Source organism: Aquiflexum sp. (assembly GCF_041751335.1).
In the GTDB taxonomy this organism is placed as follows: Bacteria; Bacteroidota; Bacteroidia; order Cytophagales; family Cyclobacteriaceae; genus Aquiflexum.
The window spans coordinates 23,145-40,983 of sequence record NZ_JBGSXS010000051.1 but is presented as its reverse complement, the minus strand read 5'-3'; the positions used below and the strand labels follow the sequence as shown (position 1 = coordinate 40,983).

Sequence of the window (17,839 nt, the reverse complement as noted above, 5' to 3'; positions counted from 1 at the left end):
TACAGGATACTTCTTTCAAGCGCAAAAAGACTCCTTGGATATTGTTTAAATTCCACCAAAAAACTGATCATATGTTGTCTGACCCATTCTTCAGGGGTCAGAATCAAATACTTTTTTCTCAGGGAATCAAAAATGCTAAGTACTCCCTCTTTCTCCCTGATGTTGAATTTAAATTCAGGGAAATTGAGTGATTGCTGCATAAAAGCATATTTGTCCGGAATCATGGTGCAAATATGATGGGATTTTATAAATAACCGAAAATCCCCCTTCCCAGAAGATTGAAACATTTCTTAATCTTTACGATTAGATCATTAATTCAACCTATGAAAGGGTTGAATTTTTGTGAGAGTTTTGTACAAAAGACTAGGCTTGTTATGGAACTCATAGGAGGTATTTCGGATCGAAAGCAATGCCATGATCTTTAAGCAGTTGAATGTATTCATCAATAAAACTTACCTTTTTGTGATGTTCCTCCTGGTTTTTGATATAGTTGACAAGGTTGTCCAAAGAGGAGTAATTGTGGGTAAATGCAGCATATCCATCCTGCCAGCCTTCAAAGCCCTTAAAAAGATTGGTTGATTTTATCATGCTGGTGCAGGCAAGCTTGATATCTTTTATCAGACCTGCAAGGGATTGCGAGGGATGCAGAGAAGTTGCAATGTGAAGGTGATCCTCAACGCCATCGATCCTGTAAACATGGCAGTTTTTGTTTTTTAGGATTCCCATCATGTAGTTGAATAATTCCCTTCTAGGTTCCTTCAACATAATAGCCTTCCTTTTGTAAGGTGTCCAGATGATGTGGTAAACAATGGATGTATGTGTGCTCATGGTTCAAAAATTTATTGGTTGAATAATAAATTGAAAAAGGAATTTATAAAAGCCTTTTTAATAAGGCCTTAAATTAATCGGTTAAGTTTCTGAGTAACTTTTGGTTTTTAAGTTATGGGGGATAATTCAACCCCTACCGGGGTTGGTGGGTGGTGTGGAGTAGTTGACCTTTTATCCCACCGGATTGTCATCCGGGGCAAATAAACTAACGGTATTTAACCCCTGTCGGGGTTGGGCGAAGTGGCAAGAGGATGATCCCCTTTCATTTTAGCAATTACCAAAAAACCTATCCGATCAAAAGAACATTGGAAATAGATCCAATCCCGGAGGGATTTAATCCCTAAAAGGGTAGTTACCTCGGATGCCAATCAGGGGTCTAAAGCCATGACCGCGACCAACCCCGATAGGGGTTGAATTTTTTTAGAAAGTTTAGTTCAAATAGTTAAACTGACCAATCTTCAAAACTCCAAATAAGGCTTTAGCCTTTCCAGCCACTCTTCATTGAAGATTTTGATTTTGAGAAGGTCTTCCGCTTGGGAATAGGGGCCATGTTGGTCCCTGTACGCTACAATCACCTTGGCTGCTCCATAAGTCAAATATGGATGCTTTGCCAATATTGAAGCGTCCAATTGGTTAATAAGCAACTTATTTGCTACCCCAGGTTTAAAATCAAAGTATTCAAAAATCTTTTCCAATACTTCAGGGGTCATCCCATATACATCAAGCAACTGGTCTTTTTCATATAAGCCACCAATATTTTCCCTGAATTTAACAACTCTTCCAGCCATCGTTTGCCCAATTCCTGGGACAATCTGAAGGACAACTGAATCGGCTTCAGTGAAATCAAGTTTATTGAACTGCGGTGATCTGGATTTTTTGTATTGGCCCGCTTTACGAACCGTATCCTGTTCAGAATTCTTCTCAGAAATAAATGAAACAGGTTCATAGGGCATCCATCCAGCCTGAATCAGACTATCTGCTTTTTGAATATAATGCTCATATCTATTTTTATTTTGATGCCTGAGCAACTTATTGTATACAGAGGGAATCATATATAAAAGAAAGATTGCAGGGAAAACCAAAAGTAGCCCTCTCGACTCTCTTTGCGAAAATCCGAAATAGGACTTTAGAAAAAAGTAAATTTTAGCTTTCATAAAAATCAAATCTCAATCAAAAATCCAATATATAACTATTGATCGTTTCTATCAGGGATAATTTAATACAATTGGTTTTAATTTCCAATTATCCTGAATTTTGGAAATTGAAATGGTATAAAAAAAGTATTTGTTATTTAGACAGATTTTAAATTAGTATGACTATTGGTTAATTATTTATTTACTATTTATTAAGAATTAAATTTGTATCCGAATGAAGGTTGAAATGAAAAACAATTTTAGAGCTGTAAGTTTATCCCACAAAAATGCTCCCGTTGAAATTAGGGAAGTAATTGCGCTGGATGAAGGCTCTATTCATTCCCTTCTTGTCAAAATGAAGGATTTCTTCAGTATCACAGATACACTTATTCTTTCGACCTGCAATAGAACCGAGGTGTATTATTCCCATGAACTTGACTTAAGTACTGAAATCATCAAGTTGATAGGTTTGGAAAAAGGACTTCCCAATGTTGTGGATTATTTGGAGTACTTCAAAATATTCAATAAAGACAAAGAAGCCGTTGACCACCTTTTCAAAGTCTCCATGGGACTCGAAGCTCAGGTTGTAGGTGATATGCAGATATCAAATCAGGTTAAAAGAGCCTATCAGGTTTCTGCTGATCTTGACATGGCTGGTCCATTTCTCCATCGACTAATGCATACCGTTTTTTTTACCAATAAAAGAGTGGTACAGGAAACAGCATTTAGGGATGGGGCAGCCTCGATGTCTTATGCTGCTGTGGAATTGATAGAAGAATTAACTTCCAATATTTATCAACCGAGAATCCTTTTGATAGGTGTTGGTGAAATAGGTGAAGATGTTGCCAAAAATATGGTTCACATCCCCGAAGCAAAAGTTACCATTACAAACAGGACCTATGAAAAAGCAAAAGATCTCGGAGATGAATTGGGATTTGAAGTGATACCTTTTGAAGACTGTATTGAGGCCATGAAAAAGGCTGACGTAGTGGTCTCATCAATTATGAAATCCGAGCCTTTCATTACCAAAACTTTGGTAAAAGGAATGGATATTCCAAGCTACAAACTTTTTGTTGACCTTTCTGTTCCAAGAAGTGTCGAGACTTCTATTGAGGATGTTCCTGGCGCAATCTTATATAATGTCGATAATATCAGAAGTAAAGCTTCAGCTACTTTGGAGAAAAGATTGGCTGCAATACCACAAGTAGAAGAGATCATTGGTCAAAGCATTGATGATTTTTACAATTGGAAAAAGGAGATGATGGTATCCCCTACCATTAATAAATTAAAAAATGCGCTAGAGCAGATCCGTCTTGAGGAAATGGAGCGATTTTTGAAAAATGCTGATCAATCACAAATTGCTATTATTGATAAAATCACTAAGAGCATGATGCAGAAAATCCTTAAAGTACCTGTGGTACAATTAAGAGCAGCATGCCAAAGAGATGAAGCCAATAAAATGATTGAAATCATTTCAGATCTTTTTGATCTTGAAAAGGTCAATGAGAAGAAATCATAACCTTTTTTTTTAATTTACGCTTTAAATCGATTAATTATGAACTATCACCCAAATTGGATAGCGACCTTTGCATGTTCCCTATTTTTATTTTTGCAACTCACCGATATCTATGGTCAGACCTATGAGGTTTTTGACCAAAATCTCAAACTTAAATCGCGACTTGAATATGATCAAATAAGTATTTTAGGGGAGTCTGTCAGGATAAGTACATCAAATAATGAAATTAAACTGCTTAGCAAAGAATATAAACCATTTGTCCATTTAAAAGCAGAAAGGGTCATAGGTTACAATCAGCCATGGATCATCATTGAAGGCCCCAAGGGTAAGGGCGTTTTTCATGAATATGGCGAAGATATTTTATTGCCTGAGTATGATGATATTCAGACTTTTTACACGCTTATTTTAGCCAACAAAGGAAATCAATATTGGATTTATGATCATTCCTCAAGAAACACCTCCCCAATAGGCAGTTTTGATCATGCTGTAATGGCAAGAAATGGTCAGGTAATTGCCAAAACAGATCAAGGATATTATCTCCCTTTGTCAATAAATCCTAATCACTTGTATTCAGAAATAATAGAAGTGAATGATAATTTCTTAATCTCCAAAGAAGACTCAGGATTTGGTCTGATCAACCGAGATGGAGATTATATTCTACAACCTATCATCGATCATATTGTCCACGTAGAAGGTAATTTTTTTTATGCTTTTGACGGAAATCAATATATGTTGATCAGAGCACGGGAAGGAAAGGTTGACATTACTTATACCTCATACCATAAAATAACGCTGGAAGATGGTATGATGCTTGAATATATCCATGGGAAGCTCAGAAGGGTGATGAAAAATGACGGGATTCTATTGGATCAAACGGGTATGGAAAAAGTGTTCAGTGTTGGTAAAAAACATTACAATGTCCTACTGAAAGATAATAGAATTGGTTTGTTGGGACCGAATGGATGGATCATCAACCCAGTTGCCGGGAATATTGAAACCATTCTACTTGGCGCCGAGTCCCTATTTCCTGCAAAGAAATCCAATTTATTTGGATTTGTGAATCAATCGGGTGCTTGGGTTATAGAAAACAAATATCAAGAGGTCAGAAATTTTAAGGATGGAATGGCTGCCGTCAAGATTGAAGGTGGATGGGGATTTCTAAACAAGGAAGGAATCAAAGTCACCTCATCTGGATTTGACCAAGTTTCTGATTTTAATAACTCGCTGGCTGTAATTAAAAAAAACGGAAAATATAATCTGATTGACCAAAATGGGAATATGCTTTTCTTTGAAGGATTCGATAGAATTACTTCAGCCGTAGAAAATTACTTTATAACTGAAAACAACAATCTATATGGACTGATAGCCCCGAATGGTAAAGAAATAGTAGAACCCAAATTTCAGGAACTAAGAAGAGAAGATCTGAATAGGATACTCGTCAGGACGGGAAACAAATATGGTATCATTGATGAAAACGGAGATTATCTCCTTCCTGTTTATTATAAAAGTATCACTTTTGATTCTGGATCCGATCAAATATTGGCTGAGGACCAATATCAATTTTTCCAATCAGAACCTGAAATTTTGCAAGCCCCCATCAAAAAGAAAAAAGGAGAATAGCCTACAAAATTATAAAAATCAAAATCCCCGGTTGGTCACAGGGGACTTTGATTTTTATTCCATTTTGTAATTGACAACATTATTTTTTATCTCCTAAATTCCCTTTGCCTCCTTCAGTTCCACTACCTGAATCGGTACCAGCTATGGATGATCTCATTTTTGTATCAGATTGGATGTTTTCCATCCTGTAATAATCCATCACACCTAGTTTACCGGTTCTAAATGCTTCTGAAATTGCCTTTGGTATTTCTGCTTCAGCTGCAATCACTGTAGCCCTCATTTCGACAGTTCTTGCTTTCATTTCCTGTTCCAAAGCGACAGCCATTGCTCTTCTTTCTTCTGCTTTGGCCTCTGCGACTTTCAAATCTGCTGAGGCTTGATCAATCTGAAGTTTTGCACCAATGTTGGTTCCTACATCAATATCTGCAATGTCAATGGATAATATTTCAAATGCTGTACCAGCATCCAATCCCCTTTCCAAGACCAGTTTAGAAATTTTATCGGGGTTTTCAAGGACACTCTTGTGATTTTGAGCTGAACCTATTGAAGTGACTATACCTTCACCCACACGCGCCAAGATGGTCTCTTCTCCCGCTCCACCAACCAATTGGGCAATGTTGGCTCTCACAGTTACCCTTGCCTTTGCGATCAATTGAATACCATCAGCCGCTACTGCTGCAACATTTGGAGTATTGATTACTTTGGGATTTACCGAAATCTGCACTGCTTCGAAGACATCCCGACCAGCAAGATCAATTGCAGTTGCTTGCTTAAAACTCAGGGTGATATTGGCTTTATCTGCAGAGATCAATGCCCTTATGACATTAGGTACATTACCTCCTGCCAAAAAATGGGTTTCCAGATCATTGGTGGTAAGATTAAGACCTGCCTTAGTCGCAGTGATCATAGAATTGACAATAACACTTGGGGGAACTTTTCTGATTCTCATACCAATCAATTCCCCTATACCAACTTTTACATTGGAGAATATGGCTGTAATCCACAAGTTGACCGGGACAAAATAAAGAAATATAAAAAGCAGTATCAGTGCGGCAAACGCTGAAAATAAAATAAAAGCCGAATTCGATATTTCCATGATTTAATTGTTTACGATGATTGTATTGTTTTCCAATTTAGTAATAATAACTTTTGAACCGACAGGAATTAATCCTGAATTAGATTTTACTTCAAAAATTCTTTCAATAAACTCTGCTTTGCCTATGGGTTTCAGATCTGAAACAGCTTTACCTTCCATTCCGATCTCAAGACCCAACAGTCTACCATCAAATGCCCGACTTGTAATGGATTCTTTTAATGCAAATTTTTTCCAAACGCCGGAACGGAAACCATAGAATAAGACCGCAAAATTCAAGAGAACGGTGAGTCCCACAATTATCCAAGCTGTCTGTGATTCGAAGGAAATAAAAGCATAATAGATACCTCCTATAGTTACAAAAAGCCCGATAATTCCAACCAAGGTTGTTCCAGGAACGAAAAGTATTTCCGTTACTACCAGAATTACTCCAATTGCTAAAAGGCTGGTTAAAATAAGCCAAGTCATAAGGATTTTTTTTTCTGAAAATTATATTAAACGGTAATCTACTTCTTTGCCAGCAACCCAATATTCTACTTCAAACAGGTCCTAAGTCGGAAGTCCCCTGCCTGTCGGCAGGCAGGGATGTACCGGGCATTTGAGTTTCCTGGCTATAATTATATTGAATGACCATTTCACTGGCATCATTGCGTAGATACATATTAGAACAAATCAATAAGCACGAGCAAAATATACTCTTCCAATTGATGGATTGCCCGTTAAAATGCAGCTACCTGATTCTTCCCTCCTTTCCAAAGGAATGCAACGGATTGTCGCTTTGGTCAATTCTTTGATTTTCTCCTCAGTTTCATTGGTACCATCCCAATGGGCGGAAAGAAACCCTCCTTTCTCCTCAATCAATTTTTCGAATTCTTCCCACGAATTCACCTCAGTGGTCATTTCTTTTCGGAAATTTAAAGCCTTACTATAAATTGCTTCTTGAATGGTATCCATCAAATCGCTGATGTACTCTTCAATGACAATTTCGCCAAGATTTACTGTTTCCTTCGTCAAAGTATCCCTTCTGGCTATTTCCACGGAGTTATTTTCCAAGTCCCTTGGTCCCATTGCAACTCTTACAGGAACTCCTTTGAGTTCATACTCCGCAAATTTCCAACCTGGTTTATGCGTGTCTCTATTATCAAATTTAACAGAGACTCCTTTTGACCTCAATTTACCCATGATTTCATTGGCCTTTTCAGAGATTTTAGATAGCTCTTCATCTGTTTTATAGATCGGAATAATCACTACTTGAATGGGGGCAAGTTTAGGAGGCAAAACCAATCCATTGTCATCAGAATGGGCCATAATCAATGCGCCCATCAATCTTGTACTGGCACCCCATGACGTACCCCAAACATATTCCAAACCACCTTCTTTTGTGGCAAATTTAACATCAAAAGCTTTGGCGAAATTTTGACCTAGGAAATGCGAAGTACCTGCCTGTAAGGCTTTTCCATCCTGCATCATCGCTTCAATACAATAAGTATCTTCCGCACCCGCAAATCTTTCATTTTCACTTTTAACACCTCTAACAACGGGTAAAGCCATGTGCTCTTCAGCAAATTGTGCATAAATATTCATCATTTGAACAGTTTCCGCAATTGCCTCTTCTTTGGTGGAATGGGCCGTATGTCCTTCCTGCCATAGAAATTCTGTGGTTCTCAAAAACAATCGAGTCCTCATTTCCCATCTTACAACATTTGCCCATTGATTGACCAAAAGTGGAAGATCTCTGTAAGATTGAATCCAATTTTTGTAGGTACTCCAGATTACTGTTTCAGAAGTAGGTCTCACAATCAATTCTTCCTCAAGCTTGGCTTCAGGATCAACAATGACACCTTTCCCATCTTCAGAATTTTTCAACCTATAATGTGTCACTACCGCACATTCTTTGGCAAAACCTTCGACATGGGTAGCTTCCTTTGACAAATATGATTTGGGAATAAATAAGGGGAAATAAGCGTTAACATGCCCTGTTTCTTTGAACATTTTGTCCAATTGGGCCTGCATTTTTTCCCATATAGAATATCCGTAAGGCTTGATGACCATGCAGCCCCTTACAGGAGAGTTTTCAGCTAAATCTGCTCTTTTAACCAATTCATTGTACCACAAAGAGTAGTCTTCACTCCTTTTTGGCAATCCTTTACTCATAGTGTCTTTGTTGAAATCAAAAATCTAATTATCTTCGCTAATTACTGTAGGGGGCAAATATAAACCAAAATATTATAACCCTCTGATATAAGCCTCGTATATAAGACTAAATAGCAAAACCAAACAAATGAAAAACCTCAACAAAATATTGACCCTCGGAGCTGGAGCCATTGTAATACTGTCATCCTGCAGTACCAGCTACAATGCCATGAGAGGCGGAGAATCCGATGACCTCTATTTCATGGCATCAGATGCGCAAATTGCCACCGAATTTGCTGTCTCTAACAACAATCCTCAAAATTTTCAGTCTTTGAACGATATTGATGCTGCGCAATTTGAACAAGAAAATTTTTCCGCAAGAAACGTCAATCCTGAATATCTAGCCAAATATCAGTCCGAAAGTAATTCCGGAGATACAGGCACTGTTTACTTTGACGAAGCAGAAGGTCAACAAGAGGGAAATGTCAATGTATATAATAATTATTACGGTAGTGGAGCCGGACTTCCCGGTCAGGGATTCAACAACAGCCGTGTAAATTTCAATCTTGGATTCGGATTCGGATCTATGATGGGAATGGGTTGGGGTATGCCAATGTACGGAATGGGTTGGGGTATGCCAATGTACGGAATGGGGATGTGGGATCCTTTCTGGGGTATGCCAATGATGGGCTGGGGCATGCGTCCCGGTTTTGGAATGGGAATGGGCTGGAACTCAATGTGGGGTTGGAACATGGGATTTGGCGGAATGTGGGGTAATCCATGGATGAATCCTTATATGGGTGGCGGAATGTATGGTTGGGGAATGCGTCCAGGAATGGGCTGGGGAGCTCCCGGAATCGGATGGGGCGGTGAAGGTGGCCGTCAGGTCGTTAGAGGTGCAAGGCCTGGAAGAGGTTCAAGTTCAGCAGTGAATGGAACCCGACCTGGAACAAATTATCCTGCCACTACAAGGGCTGCAAGACGGGATGCTGTTAATTCAGACAGAAGTGTAGGATCTACATCAAGAGCAACAGGTCGTGATTTTAGCAGATCTCAAAATGATTACTACAATTCAAGAACAAATAGTAGAGTTGCAAATTCTGCTGCAACTGGAAACAGAAATGTTGGGTCAGCAGCAGCTACTAGACCAAGTAGCAGAACAGGAATAAATAACTCAACACCAAATTATAATAACCGCACAGGGACTACAAGGGGTTCATCTTATGGTAACACTAATAGAGGAACAACTTCACCTAGCTTTAATAATAGAAATACGCAGGGCACGAGAGGCACAGGAAGCCCATCTTATAACCGAGGAAACACAAATATGAATAGAACTGCTCCTTCCAGAAACATGCCTTCCCCATCAAGGAACACAATGTCTGCTCCAAGCAGAAGTTCTTCACCTTCGATGAGTTCACCAAGTAGAGGTGGTAGCATGGGTGGAGGAAGTACGGGAGGAAGCCGTGGAGGCGGAATGAGCTCCGGAGGATCTAGAGGAGGAAGGGGGAATTAATTCCCCTTTTTTTTTAGCCTTTAAACTGTAGAAAATCTGGCAAAAATTTTGATTGTGATCAGCTACCTTCGCTTTATTATTCTATAAACTATATGATTTCAGTAAAAAAGATATTCTTTAGCGCTATCGTTTTATCAGCAATTACGCTTGGAACTTCAAAGGCACAAATTGGCTATTTTGAAGATGCTTTAAGATTTAGTCAATTTAGGTCAACAGGTTCAGCAAGAATCATTGGACTTGGTGGTGCTCAAATGTCTCTTGGAGGGGATATTTCCAACATTCATACAAACCCTGCTGGTCTGGGCTTTTTTAGGAGATCTGAATTCAGCGTGACACCATCATTTGGTACATGGGTGACGGAATCAAATTATTTGGGGCAAATACAAGAAGAGAGAATTGGAAATTTTGCAATTCCTAATTTAAGTTTGGTAATCAGTAATCCAAAAGGCCCACTCAATACGGGTGCTTTTCGAGGAGGTTCGTTTGGTATCAGTTTCAATAGATCAAATCATTTCAACAGTCAGTTTGGTTATTTTTCAGATTTCGAGGGAGAAACCTCAATTATCGATTTTTTTCTTCAGGATGCAAGTGGAATACGTGAAAGCCAAATTGAGAATTTTGGGTTGACTGGATTGGCATATACCACGTTTTTGATCAATCCTATCACAGAAGATGCGAGTGGCAATCCCATAAGTGACCCTACAGAATATGATTCATTCGTTCTTGGCTTTCCGTTTCAGGACGAAACTGTGACTACCGAAGGCCGAACCAGCCAGACAACAGTTTCTTATGGAGCTAATTTCTACAATAAAATATTCGTGGGTGGTGGGGTTGGACTTACGTCCGTAAATTATACTTCGAGAAAAAACTATGGAGAAGAATTTTTTGATGACCCATTGATCACGACTACCATCGATGAATTTTTAAATGTTTCGGGTTTTGGAGCAAATATCAATTTAGGTGTAATCTATAAACCTATAGATCAATTGAATTTAGGTTTAAATTTTCAATCCCCGACATGGTACACCTTCAATGAAAGATATGAAGCAAGAATGGTCAATGAATTTGACAATTTCTTTTTTGAACCTGAAAATATAACTCTTGGTAGAGAAGAAGCAAGTACTCCAGTTGTAATTGGAAGATACAATCTCAATACACCACTAAGATTAAGTGGTGGTGCCACCATATTTCTTGGTAAAAATGGTTTTATCACTGCTGATGTAGATTACTTAGACTACAGTGCCAGCAGAATCAATTCCAGGGATTTTAATCCTAGCGGTGATAATCAGGAGATCCGTAGATTGTTTGGAACTACTTTTAATTATCGGGCGGGTGCCGAATTCAGATTTGATATGTGGAGGTTAAGAGGAGGATACAGTTATTACGGCGACCCATTTGTAAACAGTACTTTTGACAGAAGTACACAACAGTTTTCGGGAGGTGTTGGCGCTAGGTTCAAAAAAATGTATATAGACTTTGCACTTTCTGCAAGCTATTTTGATCAATTGTATAATTCTTATCCTGTAATTGAGGGAGGTCAAAATTTCGGACCATTCACTGAAATCAGCCACAAAATCACAACAGGCTCTTTGACTTTCGGTTTTAATTTCTAAAGTAGGTCAAAATTTCAGACATCAAATGCTCAGTGGAAATATTATCACCACTGAGCTTTATTTTTGCCTGTTGATAGTAACTTTCCCGCTCAGCCTCAAGGTTTTTTAATTTTAGGATGATTTCTCCTTCATCTAATCCTGCAAACATTGGTCGTTTCCCTAAATGGTCGCTATGCAGTCTGTGAAAAATTTCATTTAAAGAGACATCCAAAAAAATGGAGACAGATTCTTTATTGATCAAATCCATGTTATCGTTGAAACAAGGAGTTCCTCCTCCTGTTGCTAAAACAAATCCTTCAATCTCACTAAGGCACCTTTCCAGGTAAAAGCTCTCCAAGTCTCTAAATTTACCCTCCCCTTCTTCCGCAAAAATCTTTTCGATAGATTTCCCTGTTTCTTTTTCAATTACTTGATCCAAATCCACGAAGACAAAACTAAGCTGCTTTGCAAGTTTCTTTCCAAAGGTAGATTTCCCTGAACCAGGCATTCCGACCAAAACTATTTTTAATGGTGTTCTCATCGACCAAACAAACCCTTGACTTCTTCTGATGTGGGCGTATTCCTGAAATGATATTTTTTCAGAACTACCCCTTGATCTAATAACATAATTCCCGGATTTGATCTCATGATGGTTTTGATAACTGTAGCGTCTCCTTGATAACCTTCAATTCCCCATGCCCTTGAACTTATCAACCATTCTATCTCATCCTCGGAGGAAGCTGCCACTAATAAAGGTATGATTTCCGTTCCTTTCAAGCCTGCAATCATAGCATCGATCTCCTCTAAATAAGAAGTATTGAGTTTGCTCATATTTGTTACCAAAATCACTGCCTTTTTCCCTGTAAGTATTTCATCTGTAAAATCACCATCTGCATTCCAGACTGCAAAATCTGAGATCTTTGGAAGGGCATCCTCATTGACAAGTGTCATTTCAACAAATTCATAGGAATCATCAGCGGGATATTGATCGAAAACGAATTCCTGCCCATCCTTTTTCATAACATAATTATATTGAAGCTGGGCAGATGGCTGCATGGCAACAGGAATATTGACCCCTTCCTTATAAGCCCTAAAATCAATAAACGGAAGATTCCTGATGGCTGTAATAGCGATCCCAACTGAAACAACCAAACTTATCCTTACAGTCCATGTGGCCCAAGGCTTACTTTCATTAGAAAGATCTTTTCGGAAGAAAAATAATACCCCAATCAAAATCAATAAAATAACATCTTTGGTAAAAGACTCCCATGGTGTCAATTTGATTGCATCACCAAAGCAACCACAATCGGTCACTTTATTGAAATACGCTGAGTAAAAAGTCAAAAACGTGAAGAAAACTATAAGAATGCTCAAAGCCCATACTGTAAACTTTAACCTGACTCCCAATATCAACATGATTCCGAGAACCACTTCAGCTACAACCAATACTACTCCTAAGGGAAGTGCGATATCTTTGAAGATGTAAAAGAAAGATGCTATATCATTAGAAAACACATCAAAATATTCTTCTAGCTTGATAGCAGTCCCCACAGGGTCATTTACTTTGATCAACCCTGAAAATATGAATAGGCCACCTACAAGTAGCCTGATAATAAATAAAATCCCTTGCTTAATCATGGTATCCTAATTTGATAAGGCAAAACACTGCATAATTGATCATGTCTTGGTAATTGGCCTCAATCCCTTCTGAGACCAAAGTCTTGCCAAAATTATCCTCAATTTGTTTAAGCCTGTATATTTTCATTAATATGATATCTGTCATAGAAGAAACCCTCATGTCTCTCCAAGCTTCATTGTAATCATGATTTTTGTTTTCCAAAAGCCCCCTTGTTGCATCTACCCAATGGTCATACATCGGATCAATTTCTTCAAAATTCAATTCAAACCTGTCATCTTCTTTAAGACTAATCTGTATCAAGGCTATTAGACAATAATTGACAATTCCGACAAACTCATCGACGATTGGGTCATTTACTTTTTGGTTGCCTTTTTCTTGGATAGACCTTATCCGTTGGGCTTTGATAAATATTTGATCTGTGATGGATGAAATTCTTAATATTCTCCATGCAGTGCCATAATCAATGGTTTTCTTCTTGAAAAGTTCTTTACAAAGGTGGATAACTTGATTATATTCGCTTGTGGTTTGCCTCTTCAAAGTATTTCTGTTTAATGGATAATCATTTGCCTTTTTCTTCGAAAACCGAAGATATATCTTTTAGTCCAAAAATAACACTTCAATCAAAAGGAAAGCTGTTTTTGTTAAATGAGCCATGGGTATTGGGCATTTTAAACCTAACTCCTGATTCATTTTACTTGGGCAGCAGGATAACATCAGGATCTGATCAGGTACTGAATCTGGCTGAAAAAATGATAATCGATGGTGCTGATATCTTGGATATTGGAGGCTACTCGAGTAGACCTTCAGCAGATTTTGTTTCGGAAGAGGAGGAATTAAAAAGAACCATTGGTGCCATTGAGCAATTGAAAAAACATTTCCCAAATTCTCTGCTTTCAATTGACACATTCAGGTCTAAAGTAGCGCATGAAGCCGTAATTGCAGGTGCAGACATGGTCAATGACATATCTGCAGGAGAACTTGACCATGGTATGATTCCTGCTGTTGGAAAACTCTCTGTGCCATACATTGCCATGCATATGAGAGGAAATCCAAAAACTATGCAAAAGGAAACTGCATATGAAAACATTATTTTGGAAATAATGAATTATTTCTCCAAAAAAATGAAAGATTGCAGGAAATCTGGCATAAAAGATGTAATCATTGATCCTGGATTAGGATTTGCCAAAACTTTGGATCAAAACTATTGGATTCTCAGAAATTTAGCTTATTTTAAAACAATTCAAGCCCCCATTTTAGTTGGGTTATCAAGAAAATCTATGATTTACAAAAAACTTGGTAGCCAACCTGAAAATGCCCTGAATGGAACTACAGCACTTAATATGGCGGCACTCATAAATGGTGCGAACATTTTAAGGGTTCATGACGTGAAAGAAGCTAAAGAAACAATAAAACTATATAAAGAACTCTACCCTTGACACTACTTTTCAGAATCGGATTTTTGGAAATATCCATCGTAAATATCATAGATATTACTTTGGTCAGTGTGTTATTATATCAGGTTTATAAATTATTGAGAGGCAGTGTTGCCATAAAAATTTTTTTAGGATTTCTGTCGATCTACTTGGTTTACTTGATGGTAAGTGCTTTGAGAATGGAGCTCCTTTCCATCATCTTAGGACAGTTTATGGGTGTAGGTGTCATTGCCGCCATCATTATATTTGCTCCGGAAATCAGAAAATTTCTTCTCATCATCGGAAGAACTTCTTTTCTTTCAAATGAAAACTTTCTTCAGGAACTCCTCTTTTGGAGAAAAAGAGAATCACAGGCATTTAATATCAATCCCCTAATAGAAGCTTCCAAAAGTTTATCCGGCACCAATACAGGTGCATTGATGGTCATTTCCCGAAACTCTGAATTGAAATTCTATGCCGAAAGCGGGGACCTCCTTGATGCAGTGATTTCCAAAAGGTTATTGGTATCCATATTCAATAAATACAGCCCATTGCATGATGGCGCAGCGATAATTTTTAATGGGAAAGTTAAAGCAGCGAGGTGCATTTTACCGGTTACGGAAAGAGATGTACCAGCCCAATTTGGGCTTAGACACAGGGCTGCAATCGGTATGTCAGAAGCAACAGATACCTTGGTATTGATTGTTTCTGAAGAAACCGGACAGGTTTCTTTGTCAAAAAACGGTAAAATACTGCATAACCTTTCATTCCAAGAATTGCGGGAAATGATCAACGATTACCTTACAGGGGTGGATATAGACGAAAAATTTGAGCCTATATCGATATATGAGAGAAGTAAACTCAAAAAAACAACTCCAACAAGTGCTTAACACAAAACGGCTCTGAAATTGAATTTCAGAGCCGTTTTAACAAGTACCTAATGATTTATTCTATTGCAATTTTTTGACATTTATCGCATTAGGGCCTTTCTTGCCATCCTTAAGATCGAAGGTTACTTTGTCATTTTGGGCTACTTTGTCGACCAGACCTGTGGCATGGACAAACACATCACTTTGGGATTGGTCATCAACGATAAATCCAAATCCTTTAGCATCATTGTAAAATTTTACTGTTCCGGTAAGCATGATAAATATTATAATTACGTGGTTAAATGTATTTTAAATGTAAATATACTTCATGAAAAAGCAAAATTTATTTTGTTAAATTGGCTAAATGAAAAAGCTTGTTATTATCCGTCATGCAAAATCATCCTGGGATGATGCCTTTCTCGATGACCACAAAAGACCCTTGGCCGAGCGTGGATTGAGAGACGCACCTAAAATGGGGAGTCGTCTAAAAAAAGCGGAAATTTTCCCAGATGCTATAATTTCCTCTGATGCAGAACGAGCGAAAACAACCGCAATCATTACAGCCGAAAAGCTTGATTTCCCTGTACATAAAATCCGTTTTACCCCAAATTTATTCCACGCTTCAGCTTCAACAATCCTATCTGAAATTCGAAAAACAGATGATTCAGTCAAAACTTTGTTTGTTTTTGGGCACAATCCAGGTCAAAATGACCTGATCTGGAAATTGGGTGGTGAAATAGATAACCTACCTACCTCAGGCCAATTTGGCTTCAAATTCGATGTAGATAAATGGTCTGACGTAGACAGTAAAAATGCTAAGGTTTGGTTTTTTGATTACCCCAAAAAGGGATAGACTTATCAACAACAATCACCTGTGATAAACACCTGCATTTTTGATAGTATCTACAGGCAATGTCTTCAAAATGTTTTTTCGAAACCTATAATTTAATGGGTGAAAAATATTTCCAAATACAGTCCAAGGCAATGGATAATTGACATTTCTGCCCTGAATCCTGTAAGTAATTTTTTTTAGGTTTCTTGAAAAAAAATTGTTGGTTTCAATCTTTTTTTCTCTTGGATGTGTTCCAGGAAACTTTTTTAAGAGGTCGAGATTTTCTTCAAGATAAGCTTCCATATTTTCTATCAATGCTTTTGAAATTGGAGTATTGGCCCTTCCGATCCATGATACTACTGAAATCAATTCCCTCCACAAGTCAGGCATCCACCTTCCATCTTCATCATGAATCCTTGCCGGTCCGCCATCTATTTCAGGTTTTCCGACCATATAAACTTGGGGATTTAAAAACTCTTTCCAAACTTCTGCAAAACTTACTTCTGTAGCTTTGACATCATGCCACGCTCCACCATAATGATGCAATAGGTAGGCTCTAATATAATCTGACTGATGTACAGCACTCAATAAGGGAAAAGCAGAATGTAAAGGAAAATCTTTAAGTATAAATTGCTCAAGATTTTCAGGAGTTACCAAACATACAGGTACACCAATATGCTCTCTCATCATCCTAAAACTTAAGGCCCTTGAATCCTTCATTTTTTCACCTGACCAAAAACACCAAACCACTTTTGGTACTCCATGAACCATTTCCAGTTCAAGAAACTCTGATTTGTTTTTGATTAGCTCGGACATAACCAAATATGGTAAGTTTTGGAATGAAAATTTTAAAAACTTAAAATTCTCTTACATCTTGAAGGACTTCCGGGAATTTATCTGGATTCTTAATCAGAAAAAGCAATTTTTCTGCAGCGTGTTGGGGGCTGCTCAATTGATTATTTTCCTTCAAAGTTTTGAATTTTTTTAGTGAAGAAAAGCTTTCCTCAGATGCTGACCTAATTGCTGATTGCATGTCAGTATCCACTACTCCGGGAGCTACCGAAAAAAACCTAATGCCACTTTTATCCAACTCCGCTTCCAACTGGGCGGTTTTTGTCAGCATATCCAATGCTGCCTTAGAGGCAGAATACCCTGACCAACCATCAATTGATTTTTTAGCTGCACCAGAACTAATATTCACAACTATTCTTTCCGAATTGACCAATTCCGCGTAATTTCTGACAAATACATTCATCATGATAGCTGGTGCTATTGTGTTGATTTCAAAAATATTCTTGAAGCTTTGGTCATTCAAATTACCAAAATGATGTATTTCTCCTATCCAACCTGCATTGTTGACCAAGACAATTTTCTTGAATTCTTTTTTCGGGAATATTTCATCAACTCCATTTATTAACTCATCTATTTGCCCCAAATCAATTTCCAAATGGGTAAAATTTGGATTTTCTTTCACCACTTTTGACCTGGAAATTCCGATGACCTCACAATCTTCTTCCAATAGTATAAGGTCAACCAAAGCCTTCCCTATTCCTTTACTTGATCCTGTGATGATATATAATGAAGACGAGGACATAGCTTTATTTCGTTTTTAAAAATAAAAATGCCCAATCTCTATTTTTAATTAGGATTGGGCAT

General features: G+C 37.9%; 20 protein-coding genes. 7 read left to right on the top strand and 13 right to left on the bottom strand.

All coding sequences use genetic code 11. The annotated features are described in order from the left end of the window. From ACEW8U_RS02880 to ACEW8U_RS02870, 3 genes are all read right to left on the bottom strand, one after another. The coding region (locus ACEW8U_RS02880) for a type I restriction enzyme HsdR N-terminal domain-containing protein (protein ID WP_373520526.1) at positions 1-200 on the bottom strand (200 nt) is incomplete at its 3' end. A 181-nt stretch (positions 201-381) separates the two neighbouring features. Next, positions 382-828, bottom strand: coding sequence for an IS200/IS605 family transposase (gene tnpA, locus ACEW8U_RS02875; RefSeq protein ID WP_373520525.1), 447 nt, complete (start codon positions 826-828; stop codon positions 382-384). 458 nt (positions 829-1,286) lie between these two features. After that, entirely contained in the window at positions 1,287-1,982 is a 696-nt protein-coding gene (locus ACEW8U_RS02870) for a ComEA family DNA-binding protein (protein WP_373520524.1), read from the bottom strand. Between the two features lie 226 nt (positions 1,983-2,208). On the opposite strand from ACEW8U_RS02870, the gene hemA reads away from it, so the two are divergent. Then, positions 2,209-3,480: a glutamyl-tRNA reductase gene (gene hemA / locus ACEW8U_RS02865; protein WP_373520523.1), complete on the top strand. Its 1,272-nt coding sequence runs from the start codon at positions 2,209-2,211 to the stop codon at positions 3,478-3,480. Between the two features lie 36 nt (positions 3,481-3,516). Beyond that, complete coding sequence (locus tag ACEW8U_RS02860) at positions 3,517-5,097, top strand: WG repeat-containing protein (protein WP_373520522.1); 1,581 nt, start codon at positions 3,517-3,519, stop codon at positions 5,095-5,097. Positions 5,098-5,176: 79 nt separating this feature from the next. On the opposite strand, the gene floA is transcribed toward ACEW8U_RS02860, so the two are convergent. The 4 genes from floA to proS all read right to left on the bottom strand — a co-directional run bounded on the left by floA (position 5,177) and on the right by proS (position 8,344). Next, entirely contained in the window at positions 5,177-6,193 is a 1,017-nt protein-coding gene (gene floA, locus ACEW8U_RS02855) for a flotillin-like protein FloA (RefSeq protein ID WP_373520521.1), read from the bottom strand. A gap of 3 nt (positions 6,194-6,196) precedes the next feature. Next, positions 6,197-6,658, bottom strand: a complete 462-nt coding sequence (locus ACEW8U_RS02850; RefSeq protein ID WP_373520520.1) for an NfeD family protein — start codon at positions 6,656-6,658, stop codon at positions 6,197-6,199. A gap of 70 nt (positions 6,659-6,728) precedes the next feature. Next, positions 6,729-6,851 (bottom strand): hypothetical protein, encoded by a 123-nt coding sequence (locus ACEW8U_RS02845; RefSeq protein WP_373520519.1) that lies wholly within the window; start codon positions 6,849-6,851, stop codon positions 6,729-6,731. 11 nt (positions 6,852-6,862) lie between these two features. Continuing rightward, on the bottom strand, positions 6,863-8,344 hold the full coding sequence (gene proS / locus ACEW8U_RS02840; RefSeq protein ID WP_373520518.1) for a proline--tRNA ligase: 1,482 nt from the start codon (positions 8,342-8,344) through the stop codon (positions 6,863-6,865). Positions 8,345-8,471: 127 nt separating this feature from the next. Here proS and ACEW8U_RS02835 point away from each other — a divergent pair, with 127 nt between their 5' ends. Further along, complete coding sequence (locus tag ACEW8U_RS02835) at positions 8,472-9,839, top strand: hypothetical protein (RefSeq protein WP_373520517.1); 1,368 nt, start codon at positions 8,472-8,474, stop codon at positions 9,837-9,839. 92 nt (positions 9,840-9,931) lie between these two features. Then, entirely contained in the window at positions 9,932-11,452 is a 1,521-nt protein-coding gene (locus ACEW8U_RS02830) for an OmpP1/FadL family transporter (RefSeq protein ID WP_373520516.1), read from the top strand. Here ACEW8U_RS02830 and ACEW8U_RS02825 read toward each other — a convergent pair. Genes ACEW8U_RS02825 through ACEW8U_RS02815 form a run of 3 tightly spaced genes read right to left on the bottom strand, consistent with a single transcriptional unit; the run spans position 11,442 to position 13,607 of the window. Further along, positions 11,442-11,972: a shikimate kinase gene (locus ACEW8U_RS02825; protein WP_373520515.1), complete on the bottom strand. Its 531-nt coding sequence runs from the start codon at positions 11,970-11,972 to the stop codon at positions 11,442-11,444. The two genes, ACEW8U_RS02830 and ACEW8U_RS02825, sit on opposite strands and share 11 nt — an antisense overlap. After that, positions 11,969-13,069: a BT_3928 family protein gene (locus ACEW8U_RS02820; RefSeq protein ID WP_373520514.1), complete on the bottom strand. Its 1,101-nt coding sequence runs from the start codon at positions 13,067-13,069 to the stop codon at positions 11,969-11,971. The genes ACEW8U_RS02825 and ACEW8U_RS02820 overlap by 4 nt, the downstream gene beginning before the upstream one ends. Beyond that, complete coding sequence (locus ACEW8U_RS02815) at positions 13,062-13,607, bottom strand: nucleotide modification associated domain-containing protein (protein WP_373520513.1); 546 nt, start codon at positions 13,605-13,607, stop codon at positions 13,062-13,064. The genes ACEW8U_RS02820 and ACEW8U_RS02815 overlap by 8 nt, the downstream gene beginning before the upstream one ends. Before the next feature lie 14 nt (positions 13,608-13,621). Between ACEW8U_RS02815 and folP the strand changes: the two genes are divergently transcribed. Next, positions 13,622-14,506: a dihydropteroate synthase gene (gene folP / locus ACEW8U_RS02810; RefSeq protein ID WP_373520512.1), complete on the top strand. Its 885-nt coding sequence runs from the start codon at positions 13,622-13,624 to the stop codon at positions 14,504-14,506. Beyond that, positions 14,503-15,372 (top strand): diadenylate cyclase CdaA, encoded by an 870-nt coding sequence (cdaA, locus tag ACEW8U_RS02805; RefSeq protein WP_373520511.1) that lies wholly within the window; start codon positions 14,503-14,505, stop codon positions 15,370-15,372. The genes folP and cdaA overlap by 4 nt, the downstream gene beginning before the upstream one ends. A gap of 60 nt (positions 15,373-15,432) precedes the next feature. On the opposite strand, the gene ACEW8U_RS02800 is transcribed toward cdaA, so the two are convergent. Next, positions 15,433-15,627, bottom strand: a complete 195-nt coding sequence (locus ACEW8U_RS02800; protein ID WP_373520510.1) for a cold-shock protein — start codon at positions 15,625-15,627, stop codon at positions 15,433-15,435. A gap of 88 nt (positions 15,628-15,715) precedes the next feature. On the opposite strand from ACEW8U_RS02800, the gene ACEW8U_RS02795 reads away from it, so the two are divergent. After that, a complete protein-coding gene (locus ACEW8U_RS02795) occupies positions 15,716-16,204 on the top strand; it encodes a histidine phosphatase family protein (RefSeq protein WP_373520509.1) in 489 nt (162 codons plus the stop codon). A gap of 15 nt (positions 16,205-16,219) precedes the next feature. On the opposite strand, the gene ACEW8U_RS02790 is transcribed toward ACEW8U_RS02795, so the two are convergent. Together ACEW8U_RS02790 and ACEW8U_RS02785 are read right to left on the bottom strand one after the other, a co-directional pair. Next, positions 16,220-16,999 carry a capsular polysaccharide synthesis protein gene (locus tag ACEW8U_RS02790; protein WP_373520508.1) on the bottom strand — a complete coding sequence of 260 codons (780 nt, stop codon included), beginning with the start codon at positions 16,997-16,999 and terminating at the stop codon, positions 16,220-16,222. A gap of 40 nt (positions 17,000-17,039) precedes the next feature. After that, complete coding sequence (locus ACEW8U_RS02785) at positions 17,040-17,777, bottom strand: SDR family NAD(P)-dependent oxidoreductase (protein WP_373520507.1); 738 nt, start codon at positions 17,775-17,777, stop codon at positions 17,040-17,042. Between the last annotated feature and the right edge of the window lie 62 nt (positions 17,778-17,839).

Bases quoted from the DNA above. Each gene is read 5' to 3' on its own strand.
- tnpA (WP_373520525.1), bottom strand. From the start codon at position 828: ATGAGCACACATACATCCATTGTTTACCACATCATCTGGACACCTTAC.
- ACEW8U_RS02870 (WP_373520524.1), bottom strand. From the start codon at position 1,982: ATGAAAGCTAAAATTTACTTTTTTCTAAAGTCCTATTTCGGATTTTCG.
- hemA (WP_373520523.1), top strand. From the start codon at position 2,209: ATGAAAAACAATTTTAGAGCTGTAAGTTTATCCCACAAAAATGCTCCC.
- ACEW8U_RS02860 (WP_373520522.1), top strand. From the start codon at position 3,517: ATGAACTATCACCCAAATTGGATAGCGACCTTTGCATGTTCCCTATTT.
- floA (WP_373520521.1), bottom strand. From the start codon at position 6,193: ATGGAAATATCGAATTCGGCTTTTATTTTATTTTCAGCGTTTGCCGCA.
- ACEW8U_RS02850 (WP_373520520.1), bottom strand. From the start codon at position 6,658: ATGACTTGGCTTATTTTAACCAGCCTTTTAGCAATTGGAGTAATTCTG.
- ACEW8U_RS02845 (WP_373520519.1), bottom strand. From the start codon at position 6,851: ATGTATCTACGCAATGATGCCAGTGAAATGGTCATTCAATATAATTAT.
- proS (WP_373520518.1), bottom strand. From the start codon at position 8,344: ATGAGTAAAGGATTGCCAAAAAGGAGTGAAGACTACTCTTTGTGGTAC.
- ACEW8U_RS02835 (WP_373520517.1), top strand. From the start codon at position 8,472: ATGAAAAACCTCAACAAAATATTGACCCTCGGAGCTGGAGCCATTGTA.
- ACEW8U_RS02830 (WP_373520516.1), top strand. From the start codon at position 9,932: ATGATTTCAGTAAAAAAGATATTCTTTAGCGCTATCGTTTTATCAGCA.
- ACEW8U_RS02825 (WP_373520515.1), bottom strand. From the start codon at position 11,972: ATGAGAACACCATTAAAAATAGTTTTGGTCGGAATGCCTGGTTCAGGG.
- ACEW8U_RS02820 (WP_373520514.1), bottom strand. From the start codon at position 13,069: ATGATTAAGCAAGGGATTTTATTTATTATCAGGCTACTTGTAGGTGGC.
- folP (WP_373520512.1), top strand. From the start codon at position 13,622: ATGGATAATCATTTGCCTTTTTCTTCGAAAACCGAAGATATATCTTTT.
- ACEW8U_RS02800 (WP_373520510.1), bottom strand. From the start codon at position 15,627: ATGCTTACCGGAACAGTAAAATTTTACAATGATGCTAAAGGATTTGGA.
- ACEW8U_RS02795 (WP_373520509.1), top strand. From the start codon at position 15,716: ATGAAAAAGCTTGTTATTATCCGTCATGCAAAATCATCCTGGGATGAT.
- ACEW8U_RS02790 (WP_373520508.1), bottom strand. From the start codon at position 16,999: ATGTCCGAGCTAATCAAAAACAAATCAGAGTTTCTTGAACTGGAAATG.
- ACEW8U_RS02785 (WP_373520507.1), bottom strand. From the start codon at position 17,777: ATGTCCTCGTCTTCATTATATATCATCACAGGATCAAGTAAAGGAATA.